General features: G+C 44.5%; 13 protein-coding genes. 1 reads left to right on the forward strand and 12 read right to left on the reverse strand.

All coding sequences use genetic code 11. From position 1 onward, the window contains the following. Nucleotides 1–94: 94 nt before the first annotated feature. From BUB19_RS07050 to BUB19_RS24645, 4 genes are all read right to left on the reverse strand, one after another. Nucleotides 95–1,138: an endonuclease/exonuclease/phosphatase family protein gene (locus tag BUB19_RS07050; RefSeq protein WP_073093857.1), complete on the reverse strand. Its 1,044-nt coding sequence runs from the start codon at nt 1,136–1,138 to the stop codon at nt 95–97. A gap of 213 nt (nt 1,139–1,351) precedes the next feature. Next, nucleotides 1,352–2,185, reverse strand: a complete 834-nt coding sequence (locus tag BUB19_RS07055; RefSeq protein WP_084097080.1) for a 3-keto-disaccharide hydrolase — start codon at nt 2,183–2,185, stop codon at nt 1,352–1,354. A gap of 278 nt (nt 2,186–2,463) precedes the next feature. Then, the gene (locus BUB19_RS24640) at nt 2,464–4,050 is read right to left on the reverse strand and encodes a SulP family inorganic anion transporter (protein ID WP_262485829.1); all 1,587 of its coding nucleotides are present in this window, start codon (nt 4,048–4,050) and stop codon (nt 2,464–2,466) included. Between the two features lie 29 nt (nt 4,051–4,079). Continuing rightward, a complete protein-coding gene (locus BUB19_RS24645; protein ID WP_262485830.1) occupies nt 4,080–4,730 on the reverse strand; it encodes a SulP family inorganic anion transporter in 651 nt (216 codons plus the stop codon). A gap of 255 nt (nt 4,731–4,985) precedes the next feature. Here BUB19_RS24645 and BUB19_RS07065 point away from each other — a divergent pair, with 255 nt between their 5' ends. Beyond that, nucleotides 4,986–6,260 carry an alpha/beta hydrolase family protein gene (locus BUB19_RS07065; RefSeq protein ID WP_245802793.1) on the forward strand — a complete coding sequence of 425 codons (1,275 nt, stop codon included), beginning with the start codon at nt 4,986–4,988 and terminating at the stop codon, nt 6,258–6,260. Between the two features lie 99 nt (nt 6,261–6,359). Here BUB19_RS07065 and BUB19_RS07070 read toward each other — a convergent pair whose 3' ends face one another. The 8 genes from BUB19_RS07070 to BUB19_RS07105 all read right to left on the reverse strand — a co-directional run bounded on the left by BUB19_RS07070 (nt 6,360) and on the right by BUB19_RS07105 (nt 21,708). Further along, on the reverse strand, nt 6,360–9,839 hold the full coding sequence (locus BUB19_RS07070; RefSeq protein WP_084097082.1) for a PVC-type heme-binding CxxCH protein: 3,480 nt from the start codon (nt 9,837–9,839) through the stop codon (nt 6,360–6,362). A 140-nt stretch (nt 9,840–9,979) separates the two neighbouring features. After that, a complete protein-coding gene (locus BUB19_RS07075) occupies nt 9,980–11,158 on the reverse strand; it encodes a GDSL-type esterase/lipase family protein (RefSeq protein ID WP_073093858.1) in 1,179 nt (392 codons plus the stop codon). 206 nt (nt 11,159–11,364) lie between these two features. Further along, nucleotides 11,365–14,583: a type I restriction endonuclease subunit R gene (locus tag BUB19_RS07080; protein WP_073093859.1), complete on the reverse strand. Its 3,219-nt coding sequence runs from the start codon at nt 14,581–14,583 to the stop codon at nt 11,365–11,367. A gap of 10 nt (nt 14,584–14,593) precedes the next feature. Next, on the reverse strand, nt 14,594–15,847 hold the full coding sequence (locus BUB19_RS07085) for an McrC family protein (RefSeq protein ID WP_084097084.1): 1,254 nt from the start codon (nt 15,845–15,847) through the stop codon (nt 14,594–14,596). Between the two features lie 4 nt (nt 15,848–15,851). Next, on the reverse strand, nt 15,852–18,497 hold the full coding sequence (locus tag BUB19_RS07090; protein WP_073093860.1) for an McrB family protein: 2,646 nt from the start codon (nt 18,495–18,497) through the stop codon (nt 15,852–15,854). A 9-nt stretch (nt 18,498–18,506) separates the two neighbouring features. Continuing rightward, nucleotides 18,507–18,803, reverse strand: a complete 297-nt coding sequence (locus BUB19_RS07095; RefSeq protein WP_073093861.1) for a hypothetical protein — start codon at nt 18,801–18,803, stop codon at nt 18,507–18,509. A 14-nt stretch (nt 18,804–18,817) separates the two neighbouring features. After that, nucleotides 18,818–20,107 (reverse strand): restriction endonuclease subunit S, encoded by a 1,290-nt coding sequence (locus tag BUB19_RS07100; RefSeq protein ID WP_073093862.1) that lies wholly within the window; start codon nt 20,105–20,107, stop codon nt 18,818–18,820. Then, the gene (locus tag BUB19_RS07105; protein WP_073093863.1) at nt 20,104–21,708 is read right to left on the reverse strand and encodes a type I restriction-modification system subunit M; all 1,605 of its coding nucleotides are present in this window, start codon (nt 21,706–21,708) and stop codon (nt 20,104–20,106) included. Before BUB19_RS07105 ends, BUB19_RS07100 begins: the two co-directional genes overlap by 4 nt. Between the last annotated feature and the right edge of the window lie 108 nt (nt 21,709–21,816).

Raw genomic sequence — 21,816 nt, forward strand, 5'->3', positions numbered from 1 at the left:
TTAAAAAATAAATTGCTGATTTTATTACGCAACTCTCATCTGGATCGACCGGCATGAAATCGTGAGCAATACTTGATCGTAGTTGATCCGGCGGCTATTTACCTTTTTCTATCTTTTCCTCCACCTCTGCATTTTTTTCGGCATCCGTGTTGTCAACTTCTTCGGGATCGGAGGAGTCGGGCTCGAATGTCAGTTCTATCCAGACCGGAAAGTGGTCTGAGCCGATCTCCCTGAGTTTTTGGAAAGATACCAGGCCAAAGTCATTCGAATAAAATACATGGTCTAATGGATACCGCATCAGCGGTATGAAGGCATTGTAGGTATTGTAAAACCCGCGGCCTTCACGCGGATCTACCAGTTGACTGTATTCCCGGAAAAGGTTGGACGTTTGCGACCATCCGACATCATTCAGATCACCCGCAACAATCACCGGTTTGGGATCCTTTTTGATTTTCTTTCCGATTAGCAACAACTCGGTATCCCGTTCGTAAGTATCCGATCCAGGCTTTGGGGGTTCGGGGTGGACGCCGTAAAAATCAAATTGGCCTCCGGAAGGCAATTCGATTTGTGTATAAAATGAGGGGATGGTATTTTTTACCAGGTAGTTGATTTGCGGATTTATTAATGGAAATTTCGATAGCAGGATCATACCATAGGTATTGGGCAAAGGCTTTTTTAGGGAATAAGGGTACCTCTCATCCAATTCGATCAGCGATTTCGTCCATATCAGGTCAGGCTCTGTTAACAAGACCAAATCCGGATCTTTCCGCCTGATCAATTCCAGCAGGCGGTCTCGCTCGGTATTAGCCATCCGCACGTTACTCATCAAAAGGGTAAATGCATCATTCACATCCTTGCTATTGGCATCTTTTGCGCTTACAGGCGATAGGGGTGTGAAGGGCGTGATCATGATGAGCTGATACACAAGTGCAACTATCAGCAGTACAAGAAAGGAAACCCGGTTTTTAGGTTTGTCTTTTAAAAAAAACAGGGCCAGTAAAAGCGCTATCAGGCCAAAAACGGAAATTTGGACCCGCGGAAAATCAAAGATCCTGATCCACCAGGTGCCCGTATCGATGATTGGCAAAGCCGTGATAACAATGGCAACCAGGCCCAGGATATATATAAAATACTTCATCTGTTGGTAATTGTGCTGGCAAACTGATTTTTTTCAATTGAAACCCTGACGATCCCTGACGATCATCATTTCCCTGATTTTGATGGCCAAAAGAGGATCATAGGAATCTTCCACGGAGGTCAGATCCGGGCCGTCATTACACCATAGTCGCAATTACCTTACCATTTTTGTGAATAGCTGGCGGCAGCTATACGAAAGTCGAAAGCGGATCCTTCACCGCAAAGGTTTGATAAAGATATTTTTGAATTCCACGCCCTGTCCTTCAGCCTGTAAGCCAATATATCCTTCATTTAGCAATTTTCCGTCTACTTTGATAGCAGGGTCGAATCCGTTGGCTACACCGCCGCCTATTTGGGGTTGGGTATATTCCAGAACCGTTTCACCATTTACCTTGTGAACTACCAGTGAATCTCCGTAGACGATCAATTCGGCATGTACCCATTCGTTCCAGGAAAAAGTAGGGGAGGTGGAATTGATACAATGCCTGGGATCCATCTCTCCCTCAAAATATACCTCTGTGCCCGGAGAGCACATGTTGCCCGTGGGCCGGGGATTGCCGTCTCCTGCATCGGCCAGCATCTGGTATTCGACGGAAATGGGCCAATCCTGCTCTTTCAATATGGTTTCCGGCGCCTGGGAATGAAACATGACGCCGCTATTTCTGTAGGTATATCCGGGAGCGTCTTCCATCCATTGATCGGTAAAGCGGTAGTCGAATTTGAGGTGAAAAGAGGAAAAGGATTTTTCATAAAAAAGATGCCCATAGCGCTGATCGAAAGTTTGGTATTCGTCATAATTGACCTGTATCAGGCCGTCCACTACCCTAAAGGTGTTGGCATAATTTTCACCCGTTTCATGATGGTGAAATTTAGCTATCCAGCCCGTTAAGTCTTTCCCGTTAAACAAGCTTTGCCACTCGGATTCCTGCGACGCTTTAGGTAGTAGTATTGAGGTGAAGGAATAAAAAACGGCTGGCAGTGCAAGGCAGCACAAAACCAGGAAAGCTCTGGTGTAAATGCGTTGGTTTGGTGGGTTTTTGAATTTCATGATCGGTTTATTTGAGTTTTAATGACCTGAAGTTGTCGAATCTGTTTTACCGGAATATTGCGGCCTGGCGGGCAGCTTGCTTTCTCCGGACCGGATTCCGCCCGGCAACGATTACTTCATCTGTTTATAATTGTCTTAAAGAGGCCCCATAGCTAGTTCGGATCCTAAATCGGAAGAATCTCTGCCTACCGGCAGAATAATCATCGTATTGTGTGACGGATACGTCATGCCTGCCTTTCCGGTATGCAGGCTCGGTTTCAACCGGAGAGCGGAGCCAATCAATTTTCGGCCGGATTTTTGGTTTTCGGCCTGATCGTCGAGTCCAAAATGCTGATGGCTCCGTTTTTCCGATCCAGCAGGGCCGTCGCTATGCCGACCTGTCCATCCTGTACCTTTTTTAGTAAATTGGGGTGTTCGTTTAGCATCAGATCTTTTGAGTAATTCAGATTAAATTTCGTGATTTTGTCAGTCCATGCATTCAGGTTGTCTTCCCGTATATCTGGTATGGCCAACAGCCCCGCTGCCATTGCAGGTCTGAGCAAATAGTGAATATCTGCACCTGAATTTTCCATTTGGCAGGCCAGGGCATTTCTGATAATCCTGTTTTTACTGTGCCCCAGCAAGAGTATCAATTTTGCCCCCTGAAAGCCGCATGCCAATGCAATCGTATGTACCAAATGCGGGTCAAGCAGGTTACCGGCAGCCTTAACAGGTATCAAATCTCCTATTCCAGTATTTAAAAGCATGTTGAGGGGCTCACGCATATCGATGCAATTGACTACCACGGCCATAGGGGCATCTCTGATAAAGTCCATGAGCTCCTTGTTTCTCAAGCGACGTGAAACCAGATTTCCATCGACATACTTCTGGTTTCCCTCCATCAGTGCCTCCAGAATTTCCTGCGGAGCGGAGGGCTTTGAGGCGACCATGTCGGGACCCGCCGCTGCGATGTTAATTTCGCTATTGGGCTTGTAGTTTTCCTTCAGTCCAATGATGCTCACCTCAATCTCGTTTTCCCGGGCAAAGGTATTTTGATAATCGTCCAGTATACCCAGCACATCCCTGTCTATAAAGGATGAGAAAGTAGCATCGATGACTACCCTGGACTGCTTCGGCATGTTCCAGAGCTTCCGCTTTATCGCAGGCTTATTCAGAAAGGATACTTCATTGGAAAGCTCCAGCCGTATGGATTTCCGCTTGCCGGATTTGTGGATTTCCTCATAGAAAAAGGGATTGTAATAATTGCCCCGCAATAGGAAAAAAATGCTGACTGTGGTTCCTATCAATACTCCCAGAAGTACGTCGGTATACAATATGGCACCAGTAGTGACCACGAAGGGAAGAAATTGTGACCATCCCTTGCCAAACATGCTCCTGAAAATGCTTACCGAAGCAAGTTTGTAACCTACTACCAATAAAATAGCGGCCAGTGAGGCGAGGGGAATCAGGTTGATGACATTGCTGAGAAAAAACACACTTGCCACCAGCAATACCCCATGTATGATTGTAGACAGCTTTGTTTCTGCACCCGCAGCTATGTTGACCGAGCTCCTGACGATGACAGAAGTAATGGGAATACCGCCCAGTAATCCTGCCAGGGTATTGCCAATCCCCTGAGCGACCAATTCCTGGTTGGGAGGACTTCTTCTCTTGTGGGGGTCAAGGTTGTCCGCTGCTTCTATTGCCAGTAAGGAAGCAATAGAGGCAATTACCGCAATGGTGAAGGCATAGGTCCAGACCTGAAAGTGAAAGAAATAATTGAAATCAGGAAAGGTAATGACAGATGACCATCCTTCTACCCTGGGAATATTTACCAATTGATCCGCTTTGAGTTGCAGGGAAGGAAGGGTAAATTGAAAAATCATATTTACAAGTACCCCCAATATGACTACCACTAGAAATGGTGGTACCAGCTTATTTTCTTCAAAAAGGTCTTGTCCCAGAAAATCAGGATGGCCAGGGAAAGTACCGAAAGCAATATAGCTCCCGGACTAAAGGACCCGAGTAAAATATCAATATCAGGAGGATTCAACGACAAATAGGAGTAATAATCCACTTCTCCAACACCCTTTTTGACACCAAGCGCATAGGGGATCTGGGAGGTAATGAGAATCAGTCCGATAGCGGCCAGCAAACCCTTTATGATATTGGTTGGCATGTAGTCTGCTATCAGACCGGCCCGCAAGATACCCAGTCCGAATTGCAGGATTCCACCTAAAAATAAAGCCAATAGAAAAATTTCAAAATGCTCCAGTTTGTCGATCGCTATGAGTACTACAGCCGAAAGGCTGGCTGCCGGCCCGCTGACACTCACATCTGATTTGCTGACTGGACCTATGACGATGCCCCCGATGATCCCGGAAATCAGCCCTGAAATCAATGGAGCACCACTGGCAAGAGCAATGCCCAGGCATAAGGGCAGGGCAACGAGAAATACAACGATTCCGGCAGGTATATCTTTGGCCGGACTGCTGAAGATAGAGCGGCTGATGGTTTTAATTTGTGCTTTCCCGAAAAGGTCCTGAATTGGCTGATTTTTGCTCAAGACAATTTTTTTTTGTTGTCGTTGTTTTCCTGACAAACATAATCTTTATTTTCTTAATTTGCGTCACGGTATTCCATTTAGCTGACTTGTGGGCCCAGGTGGATTCTTCCCAGTGTGCCGCTCGCTAAACCGGCCGATTTTACAATTCGCTGATCGCGCATCTCTGCAACTGCCTGTAAGACCGTAACTAATGTATAATTCTATCTTCAATCAAATCCCATATTAGCTTTGCTATCCGTAAAAATACCTGCCTTTTTGTTACTCCTTTTCCTGGCCCTATTCTATTCAGGCGGTTTTTCTGAAGCGTATTGCCAAAATGAAACCTTCCGTTTCGGAGATCCACTGCCCGATGCTCCGGAACTTGCCCATCCGGGTAGTTTTCAGGTGGGGATGCAAACGCTTGACCTTGTCCACAAAAAGCAACCCGATATTCAAAATTTTGAGGAAGGCCGTAAGCCAGAATACGACCGGAAACTGAGCCTCGCGATATGGTATCCGGCCCTGCAGGAAGCAGGTGGTCAGCCGGTTCAATACACAGACTATTTTGGCTCCCCGAATGATGAGAAACGTCCTTTAACTCCCTTCAATTTTCCGGGGAGGGCTGTGGCCGATGCTGATCCGCTGCATGAGGAGGGGCCCTTCCCTTTGGTTATTGTCTCACATGGTTACCTGGGTTCCAGGTATCTGATGACCTATCTCACAGAAAATCTGGCATCAAAAGGCTATGTGGTAGTGGCCATTCACCATACCGAATCCACCCATGAAAATCCTGGAAAATTTGCCAGTACCTTGTACCACCGGGCCCTGGATCAACTCTTTGTGCTGGAAGAAATGGACAGGCTGGGCAACAGAGATACCGGTAGTTTTTTGTCAGGTATGGTAGACGCTGAGCATACCGCTTTGGTCGGTTATTCTATGGGAGGATATGGGGTTTTGAATGCCGCTGGTGCCGGGTATGCCCCTGGTTTTGTCAGCGCCTTTGCCCAAATGACCAGTGGGAGCCAAAAACTGGCTGAGCGGAGTATGAGCGATACTTCCTATCAGAGCACTGTTGATCCCAGAGTTAAGGCCATAGTCGCCATTGCGCCCTGGGGAATGGCCCGGGGAGCCTGGGACGCCCCCGGTCTGCAAAACCTGAAAATACCCACCTTATTCATTGCGGGGGATCAGGATGATATTTCTGGTTATGAAAATGGGGTGAAAGCCATTTTTGATGGGGCTATCAATACAGAAAGGTACATGCTTACTTATCTGAATGCCAGACATAATGTCGCACCTAATCCTCCATTGTCTCCGGATCTTAACAAGGACGATTACATGCATTATGCAGAGCCTGTCTGGGATGAGCGCAAGATCAATAACATCAACCAACACTTCCTTACGGCTTTTCTGAACCTCCACCTAAAAGGTATGGCAGAACAATCCAGATTTCTGGACTTACCGCAAAATTCCCTGGATGAAACCTGGGAGGGATTCCTTCCCAGAACTTCCATCGGTTTGGAATGGAGGCAGGAAAAACCCGGAATATAGGATTGGAATCATCGTATTTCAGCACCAGGCAATTGGGTATTCCAATTCATTGCTGTATCTAATCTGTTTAGGGAAGCTAAAGTAGATTTTGAATCCAACTTATAACCTGCTTTGCGCACTTCCCTGATCGGTCACCTTAAGCCGTAGTGCTGAAGGATTGAATGCTGCTAAATCAATGCTTACCTGAATGAGGTGCTTTCCTTTGGAAAGCTGCAATAGCGCTGTATTGGCCTGAATGCTGGCCATTTGATCAGCAGACCAAACCGATAAGCCTTTTGTTTCATTGAATTCCAATGCTACCTTTCCTTCACTTAATAGTTCCAATTCAAACTGAAGCACCGCCATTTCCTTGCCGGATCTATTTTTAAGTACAGGCAATTCTGCAACCGGCAGGCTTCCGGATACCATACTATATAACTGAATACTTTTCCCTTCCGATAATTGTCCGGAATCATCCAAGTCTGTATCGATTGCAGAAAATGCTTCCCAGCGCCTCACATAATTTGCGGTAGGTACCCTGAAATTTCCTGAGGTACCTAGCTTCGATAAATATCCTACGAGATCGATAAACTCCTGCCTTTCCAAACCCGCAGTTAATCTGGGAGGCATAAGAGAACCTGAAACATTTTCTCTTGCAGCCACCTGACTTTTGGGAATAGTAATTTCATTTCCAGCCATATCGCGCATGATCAGTTCGTTTGCCCCGTCACTGACCAGGTAGCCCATCATCAGGCTGCCATCAGCCTTGGTTACTTTCTGAAGCTCGTAGCCTTCCTTTACGGAGGCGGCAGGATCGATAAGTGACTCAATGATATTGTCTATGGGAAGGCTGGTACCCAGAGCACTCAGATCGGGGCCAAGCTTACCGCCTGCGCCTCCCAGCGCATGACAATTTTGACACATCAATGATTGCTTCCGGTATATACTTTCCCCCATGACGGGGTTTGCCTTGGTTTTTACCTCTTGCGCCAGCACATAAACCTGCTGCTGCGTCAATTGCTGGGGCATGCGCTCAGGAGGCAATACGCCGCCTGATGCTTCGAGCGCGTTGCGCAGATTCTGAGAAAGCGTATTGTTGCGGCGGTGCCAGGGTAGGTACTGCTGCATGGCTTTCCTTCCGGTCTTGGCTATGTCTTCAGGGATCTTTTCCTCCATAAGCGCCTGATACAATACCTGAGTCCCGGTCTCGGAACTTAAAAATCCACCAAAAAGGCTCGAAATCTCAGTTTCCGGCAAATCGCTGGTTTTCCAAAGGTCAGTTGTAATCGAAATCGCTGCTTCCGGCCTGCTTTTTGCCAATTGTGACAGGGCAATTACCTGCCGCGATCTGTCCGCGTTATCCTTGCTCAATTCTACCAAAATCGATTTTGCCCGTTCACTGTCCATTGCTGCCAGTGCCCGGATCGCAGCTATCCTGAGGTCTCCGCTGTCCTCCAGTGCATACCGCACCATGGGATCCAGTTGGGTTTCAAGATTCCATAGTCCTGCCAGGTTTAGTGCACTTTTGACGACGGCTGGATTACTATCCCGATACAGCTGGCCGATCCGGTCCATACTGTTGATGGGCTGGATTCCTGCCTGCATTTTTATCTGAATCAATGCGTCGAGGAGAACAGTCCGGTATTCTGGGTCCGCCAATGCTTTTTGATACAATTGATCAGCAATATGCGCATCAGCATTTGCTGCCATCGCGTCCACTGCTTTGGGAACATAGCTTTCCGGGATTTTGTCCGTCATTAAAAAATCTAACAGTATTCCGGTGCTTTTTCGCTCGTTGAGTGCCATTAGTGCAAACACGGTCTTTTCGTCATTACCCAGATAGCTCTGGTCTGCCAATACCTCCGGTAGCCAGAGATCTTTCAGCTTTCTGATTGCCTGCCATAAGGCAAAGTCAAGAAACTCGTTCATCGGCTGATCCAGTGCCTGCAAGACAAGGGCTGCTGACCCGGGTGCCGGATGATTTCCAAGAGCTACAATCGATTCCAATCGCACAAATGGATCTGCATCTCTCACGGCTTTTTTCAGAAGCATGTGGCCATCAGGAAGCAGTCCATACCAATTGCTCAATACCCTGACTGCTGCCGCCCTGGCGCCTGCATGTGTTGCCGCTAACAATTCCTCTAACAACTGCGGATTGACTTCACCTATTGCCTGATAGGTCCACAGGGCTTCGAGCAGGTGTTGTTCGTAATCGGGATCTTCTTTTTCAAGATCCTGAACAAATGTTTCCAAAGCCGCCACTACAGAATTTTTATTCTTTTCTTTCAGTAGTAACCGGGCTTGAATCCGGGTATGATTGTCAGGGGCCTTCAATGCAGACAGCAATTGGCTGATATCCCTACCGGTCAGTTTTTGAATTTTACTGAGCGGCCGGTCTGTCTGCGTAAGTCTCCATATCCTGCCATGCTGCTGGTCCCTTCTGGGATCGTGGAAGTCTACCTCACCGTGTTGGATGATGGGATTGTACCAATCTGCAATGTAAATAGCCCCATCAGGGCCCACCAGAATATCTACCGGACGGAAACCAATATGATCCGTCCACAGGAGGTCATCGGCCTGGGCAGAAACCATACCGTTGGCAGTTTCCTGAACCACAAAGCGGTTGACACGGTTGGCCCTGAAGTCATTGGTAATCAGGCTTCCCTGCCAGCTTTCGGGGAGGTGATTACCAGATACGATATCCAAGCCACTATGTTTGGGTTGACCAGGGTTTAAACCTCTTAAAACACGTTCAGCACCAGGAGCGGTCACAAAGGTTGCTCCCGGGAAGGCATAATTGATGCCTTCGGTGCCGGCACCGTCTGTTAAAAATGCCTTGCCCCACTTGTCAAATTGCAGGCCCCATGGATTGATCAGACCCCTGGCAAAAACTTCCAGCTTTTTAGTTTGAGGGTCATATTGCCATACTCCGCCTCCTTCGAGCCGGCGAATGCCCCAGGGAGTTTCTACGTGGCTGTAGATATAGATGGATTGATTGAAATACATCAAACCGTCCGGACCCCAGCGGAATGTATGGATCAGGTGGTGGGTGTCTCCGGTTCCAAATCCGGTAAGAATTTTTTCTTCAACATCTGCCTTTCCATCTTCGTTGGTATCTTTTAAATGTAAAATTTCAGTAGAATTGGCAACATATACCCCTCCATCTCCGGGGAGTATTCCGGTAGGAGTGATCAGGCCCTCAGCAAAAACCGTGGATTTATCCGATTTACCATCCCCATTGGTATCTTCCAATACCATAATTTTGTCATTAGCCGTTTCTCCCGGACGGAGGTGAGGGTAGGCGGTACTGCTGACCACCCATAATCTGCCTTCAGCATCCCAGTTCATCTGTATGGGTTTGACCACTTCTGGATCGGATGCAAAAAGATTGACTTCAAACCCCTCTGCCACCTGAAACATGTCCTTTTGAATTTGGGGATCGGGTGATGGAATGTCCCGCAAGGCATTCTGGGCCAGTGTCCTGGTGCTGCTGACTTGCAACAAGAGGATAAGAACACCTAAAGGGAGAAGATTTTTTCCTCCTATACAAATGTTCGACAAATGTGTGAAAATAGAAACTACCAGGCGGTTACTTTTCATATTGGATAAGCTTCAATTCGTATGTAATTTTCCTTTTTTCTTCGTTGGGCCATTGCTTCAAATTATGGGAGTCATTTCCCGTACTGCTCCGGAGAATGAATACCATTTCGATCGTATCTATCTCCTTCGAAGGCTGAGGCTTATGGCAGCGGTAGCAGGGTAAAACGTTGCTCTCCGGGGTCTTTGCCGCGGTTAATTTTACCATCCAGCCAGAATATCAGCGCGTCGAGAGATTGCAATCCCGCTTTGTGCCTGCCTTGTTCGTAGGAGCGGAAACCCAATATATAAGTTCTGTTTTGTGGCCGGTATTGCTGAAAATAAATCTGATCTTTCTCACGGATCAGATCCAGCAATTGTTTGCCAGTCTGTGAAAAGTCCAGGTTAAGCCCTTCTTCCCAGGTACTTTGATCGGCAACCGCCAGCAGCTTTCCATCAAGAAATAGTTGATAATAGCCTTTTTTCAAACCCTGAATACTGATTTTCGGGCCTTTGAAATGTTCCGGAAAGGTAAGTTCCGGCAGGCGGTTTCCATTTATAGTAAATTCCAGCCTTCCTGACTTAAAATCGCCATCCAATACCTTAGTTTCATTATCGCTTGTTAATGATTTTTGTCGGATATTGATAAGGATATCGGTGGACTGAGGTTTCAAGCCCATTTTTTCTCCCAGTGTGCGGGCCAACATCAGGTAGCCTTTTTGGTTCAGGTGGATACCATTTGGCTCCCACAAATCTGCTTGTTTTGCAATTTCAAAGCGCTCAAAAATATCCAGATATAATAGCCCTCTTTCTCCTGCGATTCGGGCCATGCGCTGGTTGTAGGACCTGAGATCCTTGGCATACCCATCGGCTGATTTTGCTTCATTATGCAGGAATTGGGGAATGGAAGACACCAAGACAGCTTTGGTATTTATTGCTTCCAGGGAATCCAGCAAACGAGTTAATCCCTTTTCAAAATCGCCTAGTTTTTCCGGACCACTTTGTGCTTCTATGGATCCGTAAGCGAGAATTGCCCAATCGGCCTGGCTTGATTTGATCTGATTTATCAATAAGTCAAAAGCTGAGGGAGGGTTGGTATAATAACTCCTGGCATCACCAAAGACCGTATCTCCGGACCAGCCCAGGTTCCTGAAGGAGAGGTGCTTTTCCGGATGACGGCTGGTAATAAGGTACTCCAAAAACCCATAATGTTGCTCGTTCTCCATCAGCGCATTACCCAGATAAATAATCCGGTCCCCATCTTTGGGTTCGAAAGTTGGTTGGGAAAATCCGGAGGAATGGTGAAATATGAGCAGGAACAGAAAAATTGAGATTCGGTACATGGGTTTATATAAGGTCTTGGTCTGAAGCCATTGAATATGGCGCACAATATAAAAAGGAAGCTTCGTTTTTAATTGTAAATTATCAATATTTCCACTACTGGCAGGTTTTTCGGACCAATGGACAGCACATGAAAAACTTAAGTAAATTCATTTACTGCGTTTAGAATGATGATTCACCGGTACAATTCAAGCTGAGTCAAATTTTGTTAAGCTCTCCTCTGATAAACACTCTTCCCTCCACCGAAATAATTGGTATAAATATGCTGGTAGACGCTGACAGTTTTCAGGCTGACCTCTTCATCGGAATAAACTTCTTGTGGTAGCCAAAGCAGATTGTCATAGATCATCCCCTTCACCTGGGCGGTGATCTGCCTACTTTCCCGCCAACGATCGATTTTTAGTTTTTCCGCTTTCAATTTGTCGAGTGTTTGTTGGGCGATTTTTTTGACGGCTTTCTTTTCTGTTGGTCCGAGTTCTTTTCCTTCCCGGAGGAGGTCGAAAACGGCCAATGTTTCCTGGTCTTCCAGGTTTTCCCGTACAGCTCTTTGCTCTTCTTCTGAAAGCGAAGCCAAAAAGTCCGAAAGCTTGTTAAAGGCTCTCACCGTATTTTCCATTGATTTACCATTATTGTATTCGCCAATGATCTCTTTGTAACGTTCGTAAAACTCCAGCCGCAATGGATTCTCCTTTAACATTTGCTCCAGCTTTCTTTCTATCGCCTGCTGCAGGTCATAGGCAATGGTGTTCTTCCGAGGGGCTTTTTGAAATGCTGCTTTCAGCTTGTCGAAATCCAACTTACTTAGATCTACATATACTTCTTCTCTGGGATCGGCAACCTGATCCTCCAATAAAACACTTCCACTCACCACTTCCTGCAGTTGCATCATAATTTCAATGACATCGGCGCTTTTTGTCTTTTGGTTTAAAAGACCATAAATGGCTGCTATTGCGTTGTATTTTTTAACATAGGGTTTGACCTGCTCTTCCGGATAAAGGGCTTTAAATTTTCGAAAGACATTCCTGGCCATCATCTCAAAGGTGGTCCGGGTAGTCTCATTCAGGTTTACACAATCTCCTGCTTCTCTGATCTTTCCCAGTTTTTGCATGGGTTGGGCATTGATCAGGTCCGAAAGCTGAAAATTGAGGGAGCGAAGATAATCTTCCACTTTCCTGATGGCTTCTTTTAATTCTATTTCCAGACTTGCTAATTCCTCTACGGGTTTGCCGGAACCATGACCGCCTATTCCACCTGTACCGCTTCCTTTACCTCCTTCTCCATACACAGAATAGGCCTTTTCCAGCTGCTCATAGACGTTGCCATAATCCACAATCAAGCCATTTTCCTTCATGTCATCATAGACCCGGTTGGCCCTGGCGATGGTTTGCATCAGCGTATGCCCTTTGATGGGTTTGTCCAGATAGACGGTAGAAACACACTGGGCATCAAATCCGGTAATCCACATGGCACAGACGATGGCTAATCGAAAGGGGTTTTCGGGGTCTTTGAATTCTTTTTCCAGATTTCTCTCTACCATTTTCCGTCTGTGGAATTCGATGTCCAGGTCCATTTTGCGGAATTTATCCACTTCATTTTGCTCGCTGCTGACGACCACGCATACCTCCGTGGATTGTACCTTTTCATACTTTCTATGGAGTTCTTGCGCTTCCTGAGGGTCATTGGAGGACTCGATTTGCGCTTGTAGTTCAGCCAGGTATTCCGGCCAGTATTTCATCACCAGCTGGTGCATCCTAACAGCCGTAGGTTTGTCCAGGGCCACAAACATCGCTTTACCCTGATAGCCTCTCTCGTTGAAGTGCCAGACCAGATCTTTGGCAATGGCGTCCAATCTGGGCTCAGCAGTCAGGATCGGGTAGTTTTTCTGGAACAGGTAAGTGAGCTTTCTTTTCTGATCATCCTCAAGGCGCTCGTCTTCCAGGATTTCAGCCATCTGCTCATCCAGCTTGGGATTTTCGATATTCAATTTTTCTCCACGGTTGATGTATTTCAGTGGGAGCGTGGCTTCATCGTCTATGGCCCGTTTGAAGTCATACACGGAGACATATTCACCAAAAATATTTTTCGTCAACTCTTCCTCATCCTTGATGATGGGCGTCCCGGTAAATCCGAGAAAGGAGGCATTGGGTAGGCCATGGAAACGCATGTTTCGGGCATAGGTGCCACCTTGTGTTCGGTGCGCTTCGTCCGAAATCACGATGATATTCTTCCTTTCGGTGATCAATGGATAGGCGCTCTCTTTCTCCGGGTCGATCGAAAACTTATGGATCAGACTGAATACATACTTGTGGTTTTGCGCCAGGAGCTCTCTCAAATGTTCCCGGCCAGTCATACCTGATTTGTTTCCGGCAACAATGGACTTATCATGGACTACCCCAACCCCTGAGAAAGTATCGTACAATTGATTCTCCAATTCCTGCCTGTCTACGGCAATCAGAAAGGTGTAGGAGCCTCCCAGCTTTCTATGGATCTTCTCGCAAAGAAATACCATGGAGTAGGATTTGCCACTGCCCTGGGTATGCCAAAACACACCCAATTTACCATTCAGTTGCTCGATGTTGTGTACATTGGCTATGACTTTGTTCACCCCAATGTACTGGTGGTTTTTGGCCATGAGCTTCATTACATCCCCTCTTGATTCATCAAAAAGCAAGAAGTTTTCAAAGATGTCCATGAGGCGATGAGGACCGCAGGTTCCTCGAAGCATGCTGTCCAGGCTAACCAGCCCTTCTTCGTTTTCTTCGATCCTTTTCCAGTCCAGGAAGTACTTATACGGGCTTGTGAGGGTGCCTACCTTGGCATCGGTGCCATTACTGAGAATGATAAAGGCGTTGCAGTCAAAAACGTGCGGTATGGTATCCTTGTAGTCCTTCAGGTTATCATTGTAGGCGTTTTGCAGGTCATGCAGGTGGGCTTTGAGCTCCATAAATACCAATGGGATCCCATTGACAAAGCAGATGACATCCGGTCGTCTCAGGTACAGCTCTCCAAGTACCTCAAACTGACGTACCGCCAGGAACTGATTGGATGAGTAATCGGTAAAATCGAAAACCTTGAGTTTCTTTTTGATTAATTCTCCCTTGTCATTGGTATAGCTGACAGGGACGCCATTTTTCAGCAGTTCATATTTTTCTTTGTTTACCTTTCCGGCTGACTGGTCAGCTACTTTCTGGGCGATTTGCTCGATGGCTTGTTCGTAGGCCAGAGGAGGTAAGCTCGGGTTCAATTTAATCAAGGCCTGCTTGAGGTATCGGGTCAGGATTACTTCTGACTTGTTATCTCTGCCCAAAAGCCCCTCTTCGCCGAATTTCTCCTTCTTCCAGGCAGTGACTACCTGCCAACCCAGCTCTTCCAGCACCTGTTGGGTGGCTTCTTCGATCAATCCGTCTTCTGAGTATTCGTAGCTCATTTGAAAAAAATTAATTTGCCCATAAATGAATCATTTTACCAATATTCGACTGCCAATCTTTTACTGTAGTTTCGAATTGGCTAAATAAAAGCCCGCAGTCCATCCTCGATTCTGATACTTTAGGGTCTATCTGAACAAATGAACCATGGATATGTGGATGGCCACCAGGATACAAAAGGGCGACCTTCCTTGCACTAAAATAATGATGATACGCATACATCTGCCGTAAATCATCCATTGAAGGTTCGTTGGAAATCAGCTTCCACTTGGTATCGATGACGTATTTTTCTTTTCCTTTTTCAATCGTGATGTCCGGCCTAATGCTTCGCTTGCTTCCGCCCTTAGGCTGCCAAAAAGATTTGCTTTCCTGACCCCTTGTGATGAGGTTATGATCTTTTTTCAGGCTGGCTAAAACGAATTGCTCCCACAAGGCATTCATATCAAACATCAATGCAAGCACATCATTGCGTCCGCTACTCAAATCAGGATGGAAGTGGAGGAGGATAAGCCGTGCAATTTCAATGGCTTTATGATAATCTTGCGTTTTCCTGTTCAGGACTAACTTATCAAAATCCACCTGGGTTACCTTTCGATCCGGCATTTCGGGAAAGCTTAATGTCAAGGCGTTGATTCGCCCGGTAAGTGCCGAATTGGTGTTGATTCGCTTGAGCAAAAGCAGGGTGCGATATAGAATGATATGGAGTATATGCGCTACATCGTAGGTGCTGTGCCGGGTGTAAAATCGTTCTTTATGGATAGCGTTTTTACTGATATGCTGACTAAAACGGATGCTGCCTTTCAGTGCAGTCAAATTACCTTCTGTTTGCCGGTACTTTTTTACCAGCCCTCTATGGAGAAGGGCCTCTACTTCAGAAACAAATATTTCGAAGTATAAATCCAGTACGGTGTTGTTTTTAATTTTAAGCTGAGAACTGCTTGGAGCCTTTACTTCAAAGCCATGGACAGCCCGAAGCATATCTACCAGAATGGTATTCCACCTGGTTTTTTCATCGGTGGTATCTTGCTGGTATTTATCTGCTTTAGGAAGCACACTGATCAAGAGTTTACCTACCTGCAGGGCTCCCACATATTCATTAAAGCGAATTCCATTTCGAATCAGCGAAAAATAGGGAGAGCCTTTATCAAAGAATTTGATCAGACTGTCGAGCTTATCCTTTTCGAACACAACCCCATCTTCAAATTTCTGATTCAGAAAAATGGATTGGTGTTCAAAAACCTGAATATGTTCCCTATTGTCCGCCAATTTCTTATTCAGTTGGTAGATTCATGAGCTGTTTGATAGCCTTTTCAAAGGTCATGCTTGGCTGCTTATAGTGGTGTCCAGGCCGACCTTCTCTATAGTCGATAATTTGATAGATGTCTCTTTCACCGTCAACCTCTGAATTAAAGCCTGATGCAAACTCGGTTTGCTTAAAATCATCTTGTTTTAGGACGAAGCCGTTTCCAAGCACAGCACCGATTTTAGCATAATCCCCATAGAAGTATTCCTGCAATAGCGGTAGGAGGTTTTGGTAAAAAGATTGGATCAGCTTGGCTTCAGGCTCTTCATCTTTCCCAAGAAGAAAAAACGAATGTCCGATCAAATGATCTCTATCCAATAGTTTTTCGATTCTCCGATTGATGGTTTTTAGTATGTCTGATCCTTTCACTCCGGCATATTCGTAGTTAAGTTCGTCCAGTTCATAAATGGGCGGCATCTCAGTAAAGCTAAATCGACGCCGTAGGGCGGTATCCAAAGCCTCCACACTTCGATCTGCCGTATTCATGGTGCCGATGATGTAGAGATTGGCAGGAACTCCAAATTTTTCTTTGCTATATGGGAGGGTCACTTTCAGTTCCTCGTCTTTGCCTAATCGCTTATCCTTTTCAATTAAGGTAATCAGCTCCCCGAAAATCTGGGATACATTGCCCCGGTTAATCTCATCAATGATTAGGACATAATTCTGCTTCTTAGTTAAAAGCTTCTTATTAGTAGTTAAGTAGTTATAGAAGGACTTATAAACTGCAAAATAGGTGGTTGCTCTCCCCCCTCCGACAAAAGATCTTATTTCTTGCCTGGCATTTAACGAGCTTCCATCAATCTGGTTATTAAATAATTTTTGGATTATGTTTTTGGACACAAAAAAGACCTTCTTACCTTCTGGAGCTTCCGAGTCGTAAGACTTCTTAAATCGAACACCCAGTCTTTCTTCCTTAGATTCGGATGGTTCCAGTTTTAACTCACTTGTTACAGAAGTAAATTCAACTTCTCTTTGACTTATCAGATACTTGTAAAATTCTCCCCACAATTCATCAAATGAATCCTGGCTAGCCAAATCGATTTTTGCTCTTTCTGCTAATTGTTTAAAAATTCCAGGTTTAATTACATACTCTATTTCAGTTCCGTTTTCTTCATCTATATCCCCATCATCCAAGTTTGGTTTGATCCCTTCAATGAAGTCTTCATAACTCATACTCTGATGGAAAGTGGTAAAAACAATTTGCCCTGTTTGTAAGCATTTGTCAAACTCTTTTTTGAGTTCTGATCTAGTTAATCCATCAATCTTTACTCCGACGATTCGAAGTGCTTCATTGATCGTATTGTAAGTCTTTCCAGTACCAGGAGGACCGAAAAGTATTTGGTTTGAGGGATGTGAAAAGTAGATTTCATTATTTCTGGTGTTTGTAGCATTTTTTTCGTTTTCACCACGTAGTCTTTCGGTTACATTATTGAAAAAAGTTTCATCTTTAAGCTTTTTGATTGTGTCCATATTAACTGAGTTTACAGTATTTTGAGCTAATCCTTTTACTTGAATACCCTCTTTTTTTAAATCCATCCATTTGTGTATGGAGAGTCTTTGGCCCCACTCACCTTCAAATCCGTTGTTAGCCATTAAATTTTCGAAATAGCATTCAGCATCGGAGTAAATGATAAAATCCTCTTTTTTATTTGTTGTATTTTTATTTATCTGATCATTCAAATTTAATTCTGTTGCATTAGGGTAGGTTTTCGTACGGTTAAAAGTACCGTGTGCATAGAACTTATTACTGTTATATAGCAAGACCTTGTCTCCTTCCTTTATTTTGCTGGCTGATTTTAATTGTTTTGTGACACTATTGGTTTTTTGAGACCCGTATTGGAATTGCATGATGAAGACATTGTTTTGGATATCGTAAGAAATTTTATCCAAATCAAAACCGTTTACTACCCAATAATTTGTTTTTTTTGATTTATGTCCGTAATCAGTCATAAATGCATCATAAAACTCGATTAAGGAAATGTCTAATTCTGCATTTTTATGGATATTTTCTTTGACCTTTGATAAGGTTTTATCTTTGTTTTTTCTTCCACTTCCTATAAAGCTAAAATTGTTCCTAAAGATCTCCTTTAACTTTTCATCTACGTTTTTGATTGGATGAAGTACTAGCTTTCCATCAATAATTTGGAGCTGGATATCATATGAATCAGGTGTTGGTGTATTATTAGGACCAAGTGTTACAATCTTTCGGAAGTTCTCAGTATCGGAATAGGTATCTAAAGAACATAATCGTTTTTCGGTTAGGTCCTTTTCACATGTAATTTGAAAGAATGCTTTGGAAGACTTTGCGGTTGACCTAGTTGATTTTACAATTAAATCAATATTTAGTTCGAAGAACTTGAATGCTTTTAGCTCATTAACTGAAATATTAAGATTGTTAAAGATTATTTCAAAGTCTAACCTTTCCGCACCCTCTTCGGTTTTTATCCATTCTCGTGCTTTCCATAATTGAATTTTTCCTCCACCCACTATGAAAGAGAAATCACCAATTTCTATTCCGTTAAACCAGTCGGAATCACGGTTTGCTGAATAATATCCGTTCTCAATTTGATCGACATCTATTTTGTCTGAAATTTTTCCAAAAAAAACTCTCATCGCCTAAGTTCAATCAAAATCCATGTCATCTAGGTCGAATTCCCGGTTTGATTCCGGGAACATCATATCTAATGTACTATCCTTAATAGAATCAGGGTTTTCGTATTCTTCACTTAGTCTATTAAAAGTTAATTTAAGTGATTTGTCATAGTTCATCATTAAACTGTCAAGTTCATGGAATTCTTCTTTCAATAAAAAGTACTCCTCTTGCATTTCCTCGGACATCTCATAGTCAATATCGTCTTCCAGTTTTTCCTCATATATTTTGAGGCGTTCAGCTAGTTTTTGAACTCTTTCTTTATCCATAATTAAAATAAATTTTATTTTTTTGAATTATATCTCACCTCCGCCTCCGCCGCCATCAGCATTTCCTCCTGATCCTCTTGCTCAAAAGCCGAAAGGTCCAAAGCATCGACATCAATCATCCCAGTCATCAAGCGAGGGAGAAGGATATCCCGGGCTTCGTTGAGAAGTTGGTTTTGATTTGATATGTTGATTTTAGCCAGTAAGAGGTCTTCGAATAATTGAAAATATTTTTCATTTGAGGGTAAAATAATTTCAATTGTGTCAAGATGTTTCTTGCCTAAATGAGCCACAGTTGCACCATCAATAGAGTTCTGAAGAATTCTAATTGGTGTTCTGATTGATTCAGTGACAAAAGCTAAATGTTTCCGGTTCAGGGGTTGAATATTACAAACTCGCTGAACTAAATAAGCTAGTTTATCATACCAATTGTTGATATAAAATTCACCATCCATTCCAACTAACAAATCACCCTTATTTACAATGTATTTATTATCAACAATTTCTGAGGTAAAGTCACTACTTGAAGAGGATGGGATATTTCTTATTCTCACTATTTTCTTACCTCTACCTTCACTATTAAAGTCTTCAGACTTGAAGGAGTAGCCCATTTGAAATTTTACAATATCCTTTAGAAATACTTTCTCCCACCCCTCCGGCAACCCCGTCTCCTTATTGATAGGCGTACTTTCATGCCCGGGGAATTTCATGCGGACAATCCACTCCTCATAGGTGAGTTGGGCTTTTTCTTCCAGGAGTTGGATACGCCTAAGGTTCTTTTCGATCAGGTCATCATAGGCCGAAAGGATAGCGGCTATTTTGCGTTGGGATTCAATGCCTGGAAAATTAAATTCAAAACTCTTAATCCCACTAATTGGTATCCTCATCTGATTTGCAGCACCCTTGCCTCTTTGTTGAATAAAATGCTGAAAAACTTGTGATTTGCAGAGGTATCCTAAGTATCTCTGATCTATCAAATTAGGATTTTTGGTTTTAAGGCAAACAGCATTTTGATTTAAAAGCAGACCTTTTCCGCTTTTTGGAATAGTTATAACTCTACCTGCTGCTGAATTTACTACAGATGGGTGAGAACCAACAGTGGCTATCACAATGTCATGTAGATCAAGTTTATTTCTTGTATATTTTGGATAGCTTTCTACTTGTAAATAGCTAAGATCTTCAAACGAAATAGAATTCTTATCAAAGTTGGACACTTTTAATACAGGAAATCCGGTTGAGGAGTATTCATCTGCTGTCCAGCTCCCACCGTTAATGAAATCACAATGATCCTCAAGCTTCAATTTCATATCTCAATAGATTGAATTTTAGCCATCAAATCATTCGCTTCGCTATTCAATGAAGCCAGTTCCGCATGAATTTCCTTCATTCGACCTTTAAAGTCAAAGTCCATATCCAGCTCTATACTTACTCCCACATAGCGGCCAGGCGTCAGGCTGTAATCCTGCGCAATCACTTCTTCCAGATCCACCACCTTGCAGAGGCCTTCTACGTCCTGGTATTGGCCATCGGGGAAGTGTTCCTTGAACCACCCTTCGACTTCGCTCCCGGTGACATGCTCCATTCCGTGATCTGCCGGGTCACCTCTAAATAAATTCATGATAGCCGTGAGCCCAAACATATGCTCCTCGGAAAAATCGTTGATGGTAGTCGTTACCTTGCGGTACACCTTCCGGGCATCGATCATCAGGATTTTGTTTTTGTTTTCCGGCTTCTTGCCCTTGTTGTAAAACCAGAGATGGCAAGGCAGGCTTCGGGTGTAAAAGAAGTTGTTACCCACCGAAACGATGCACTCCACATGCCCGGTCTCTATCAGCTTTTGGCGGATCAGTTTTTCTGCATTGCCAGCATCTGTAGCGGAAGAGGCCATGACAAAGCCTGCTCTTCCCGTTTCGTTCAGGTAGGAATAGAAATACTGCGCCCAGAGGTAGTTTCCGTTCCCGATCGTGCCCTTTCCGGTGAGTGGAGCGCCGAAAGGCAGGCGATCGTCTTCGGTCAGGAATTTGTTTTTGGCATCCACCCGGTCCACATTGAAGGGCGGATTGGCCATCACAAAATCACACTTTCCAGTAAGTTGGAAGGGGTTGGTATAGAAGCTGTTGCTCTCCAGGATCTTTCCTTCGATTCCATGAATGGCCAGGTTCATCTTTGCCAGCTTGGCATTGTTGCTTTTCAGTTCGGTGCCATAGACCGTAATGGCTTCATTGACGCTTCTGTTCGGGTCATGGTCTTTGATAAAATGGGCCGTCTGCACAAACATGCCCCCCGAACCACAAGCGGGATCGTGGATAATGCCCTGATTGGGCTGGATAAAGTGGATGATCAGGTTTACCAAAGAAGGAGGGGTAAAGAATTCTCCGCCTTCCTGGGCACCGGCCCCTTGCATGGAGAACTTCATCAGGAAGAACTCATAGATGCGACCGAATACATCACCTTTGGCATTGCGCACCGCATCCGCATTAAACACCCGCACCAGGTCCCGCAGCAGCTTTGCATCAAACTCCTGATAGCTTTTCGGAAGGATACCGGCCAGATCCGGGTATTCCGCTTCGATCAGCTTCATGGCATTGTTGATGGCTTCCGCAATATCTTCGCTTTCAGGAAGTGCCACCAGGTACTCGTATTTGGCTTTTTCAGGCAGCAGGATGGCTCCTGCTGCGGCATAATCATCTTTGGTGGCAGCTCGCTTTTCTCCGGTTCTGGGATTGATGGGCAGGTTCTTCTCCACCTGGATCTTGGCATCTTCATAGCGGTTCTGAGCAAAGCGTAAAAGCACCAATCCCAATAGAGGGTCTTTGTATTCGGCTGCGGTGAGTTTGGAGTTGCCCCGGAGTTCATCGGCAGCGTCCCAGAGTTCTTTCTCCAGATTCTTGATATCTGCTTGGGTCATGTTTTTGGAAACAATGAAAAATAATTAATGCAAAAATTAGTTTTATTATTCGAATTTACCAAGAAAAATAGGATAGGAGGAAAGTATTCTTGCAAATTTTAAAATAGC

The organism is Cyclobacterium lianum (assembly GCF_900143075.1).
GTDB classification, from domain to species: domain Bacteria; phylum Bacteroidota; class Bacteroidia; order Cytophagales; family Cyclobacteriaceae; genus Cyclobacterium; species Cyclobacterium lianum.

What these genes read in the sequence shown, in the direction of transcription:
- BUB19_RS07075 (WP_073093858.1), bottom strand. Translation starts at nt 11,158, where the DNA reads ATGTACCGAATCTCAATTTTTCTGTTCCTGCTCATATTTCACCATTCC.
- BUB19_RS07100 (WP_073093862.1), bottom strand. Translation starts at nt 20,107, where the DNA reads ATGAAATTGAAGCTTGAGGATCATTGTGATTTCATTAACGGTGGGAGC.
- BUB19_RS24640 (WP_262485829.1), bottom strand. Translation starts at nt 4,050, where the DNA reads ATGATTTTTCAATTTACCCTTCCTTCCCTGCAACTCAAAGCGGATCAA.
- BUB19_RS07090 (WP_073093860.1), bottom strand. Translation starts at nt 18,497, where the DNA reads ATGAGAGTTTTTTTTGGAAAAATTTCAGACAAAATAGATGTCGATCAA.
- BUB19_RS07055 (WP_084097080.1), bottom strand. Translation starts at nt 2,185, where the DNA reads ATGAAATTCAAAAACCCACCAAACCAACGCATTTACACCAGAGCTTTC.
- BUB19_RS07080 (WP_073093859.1), bottom strand. Translation starts at nt 14,583, where the DNA reads ATGAGCTACGAATACTCAGAAGACGGATTGATCGAAGAAGCCACCCAA.
- BUB19_RS07095 (WP_073093861.1), bottom strand. Translation starts at nt 18,803, where the DNA reads ATGGATAAAGAAAGAGTTCAAAAACTAGCTGAACGCCTCAAAATATAT.
- BUB19_RS07105 (WP_073093863.1), bottom strand. Translation starts at nt 21,708, where the DNA reads ATGACCCAAGCAGATATCAAGAATCTGGAGAAAGAACTCTGGGACGCT.
- BUB19_RS07050 (WP_073093857.1), bottom strand. Translation starts at nt 1,138, where the DNA reads ATGAAGTATTTTATATATATCCTGGGCCTGGTTGCCATTGTTATCACG.
- BUB19_RS07070 (WP_084097082.1), bottom strand. Translation starts at nt 9,839, where the DNA reads ATGAAAAGTAACCGCCTGGTAGTTTCTATTTTCACACATTTGTCGAAC.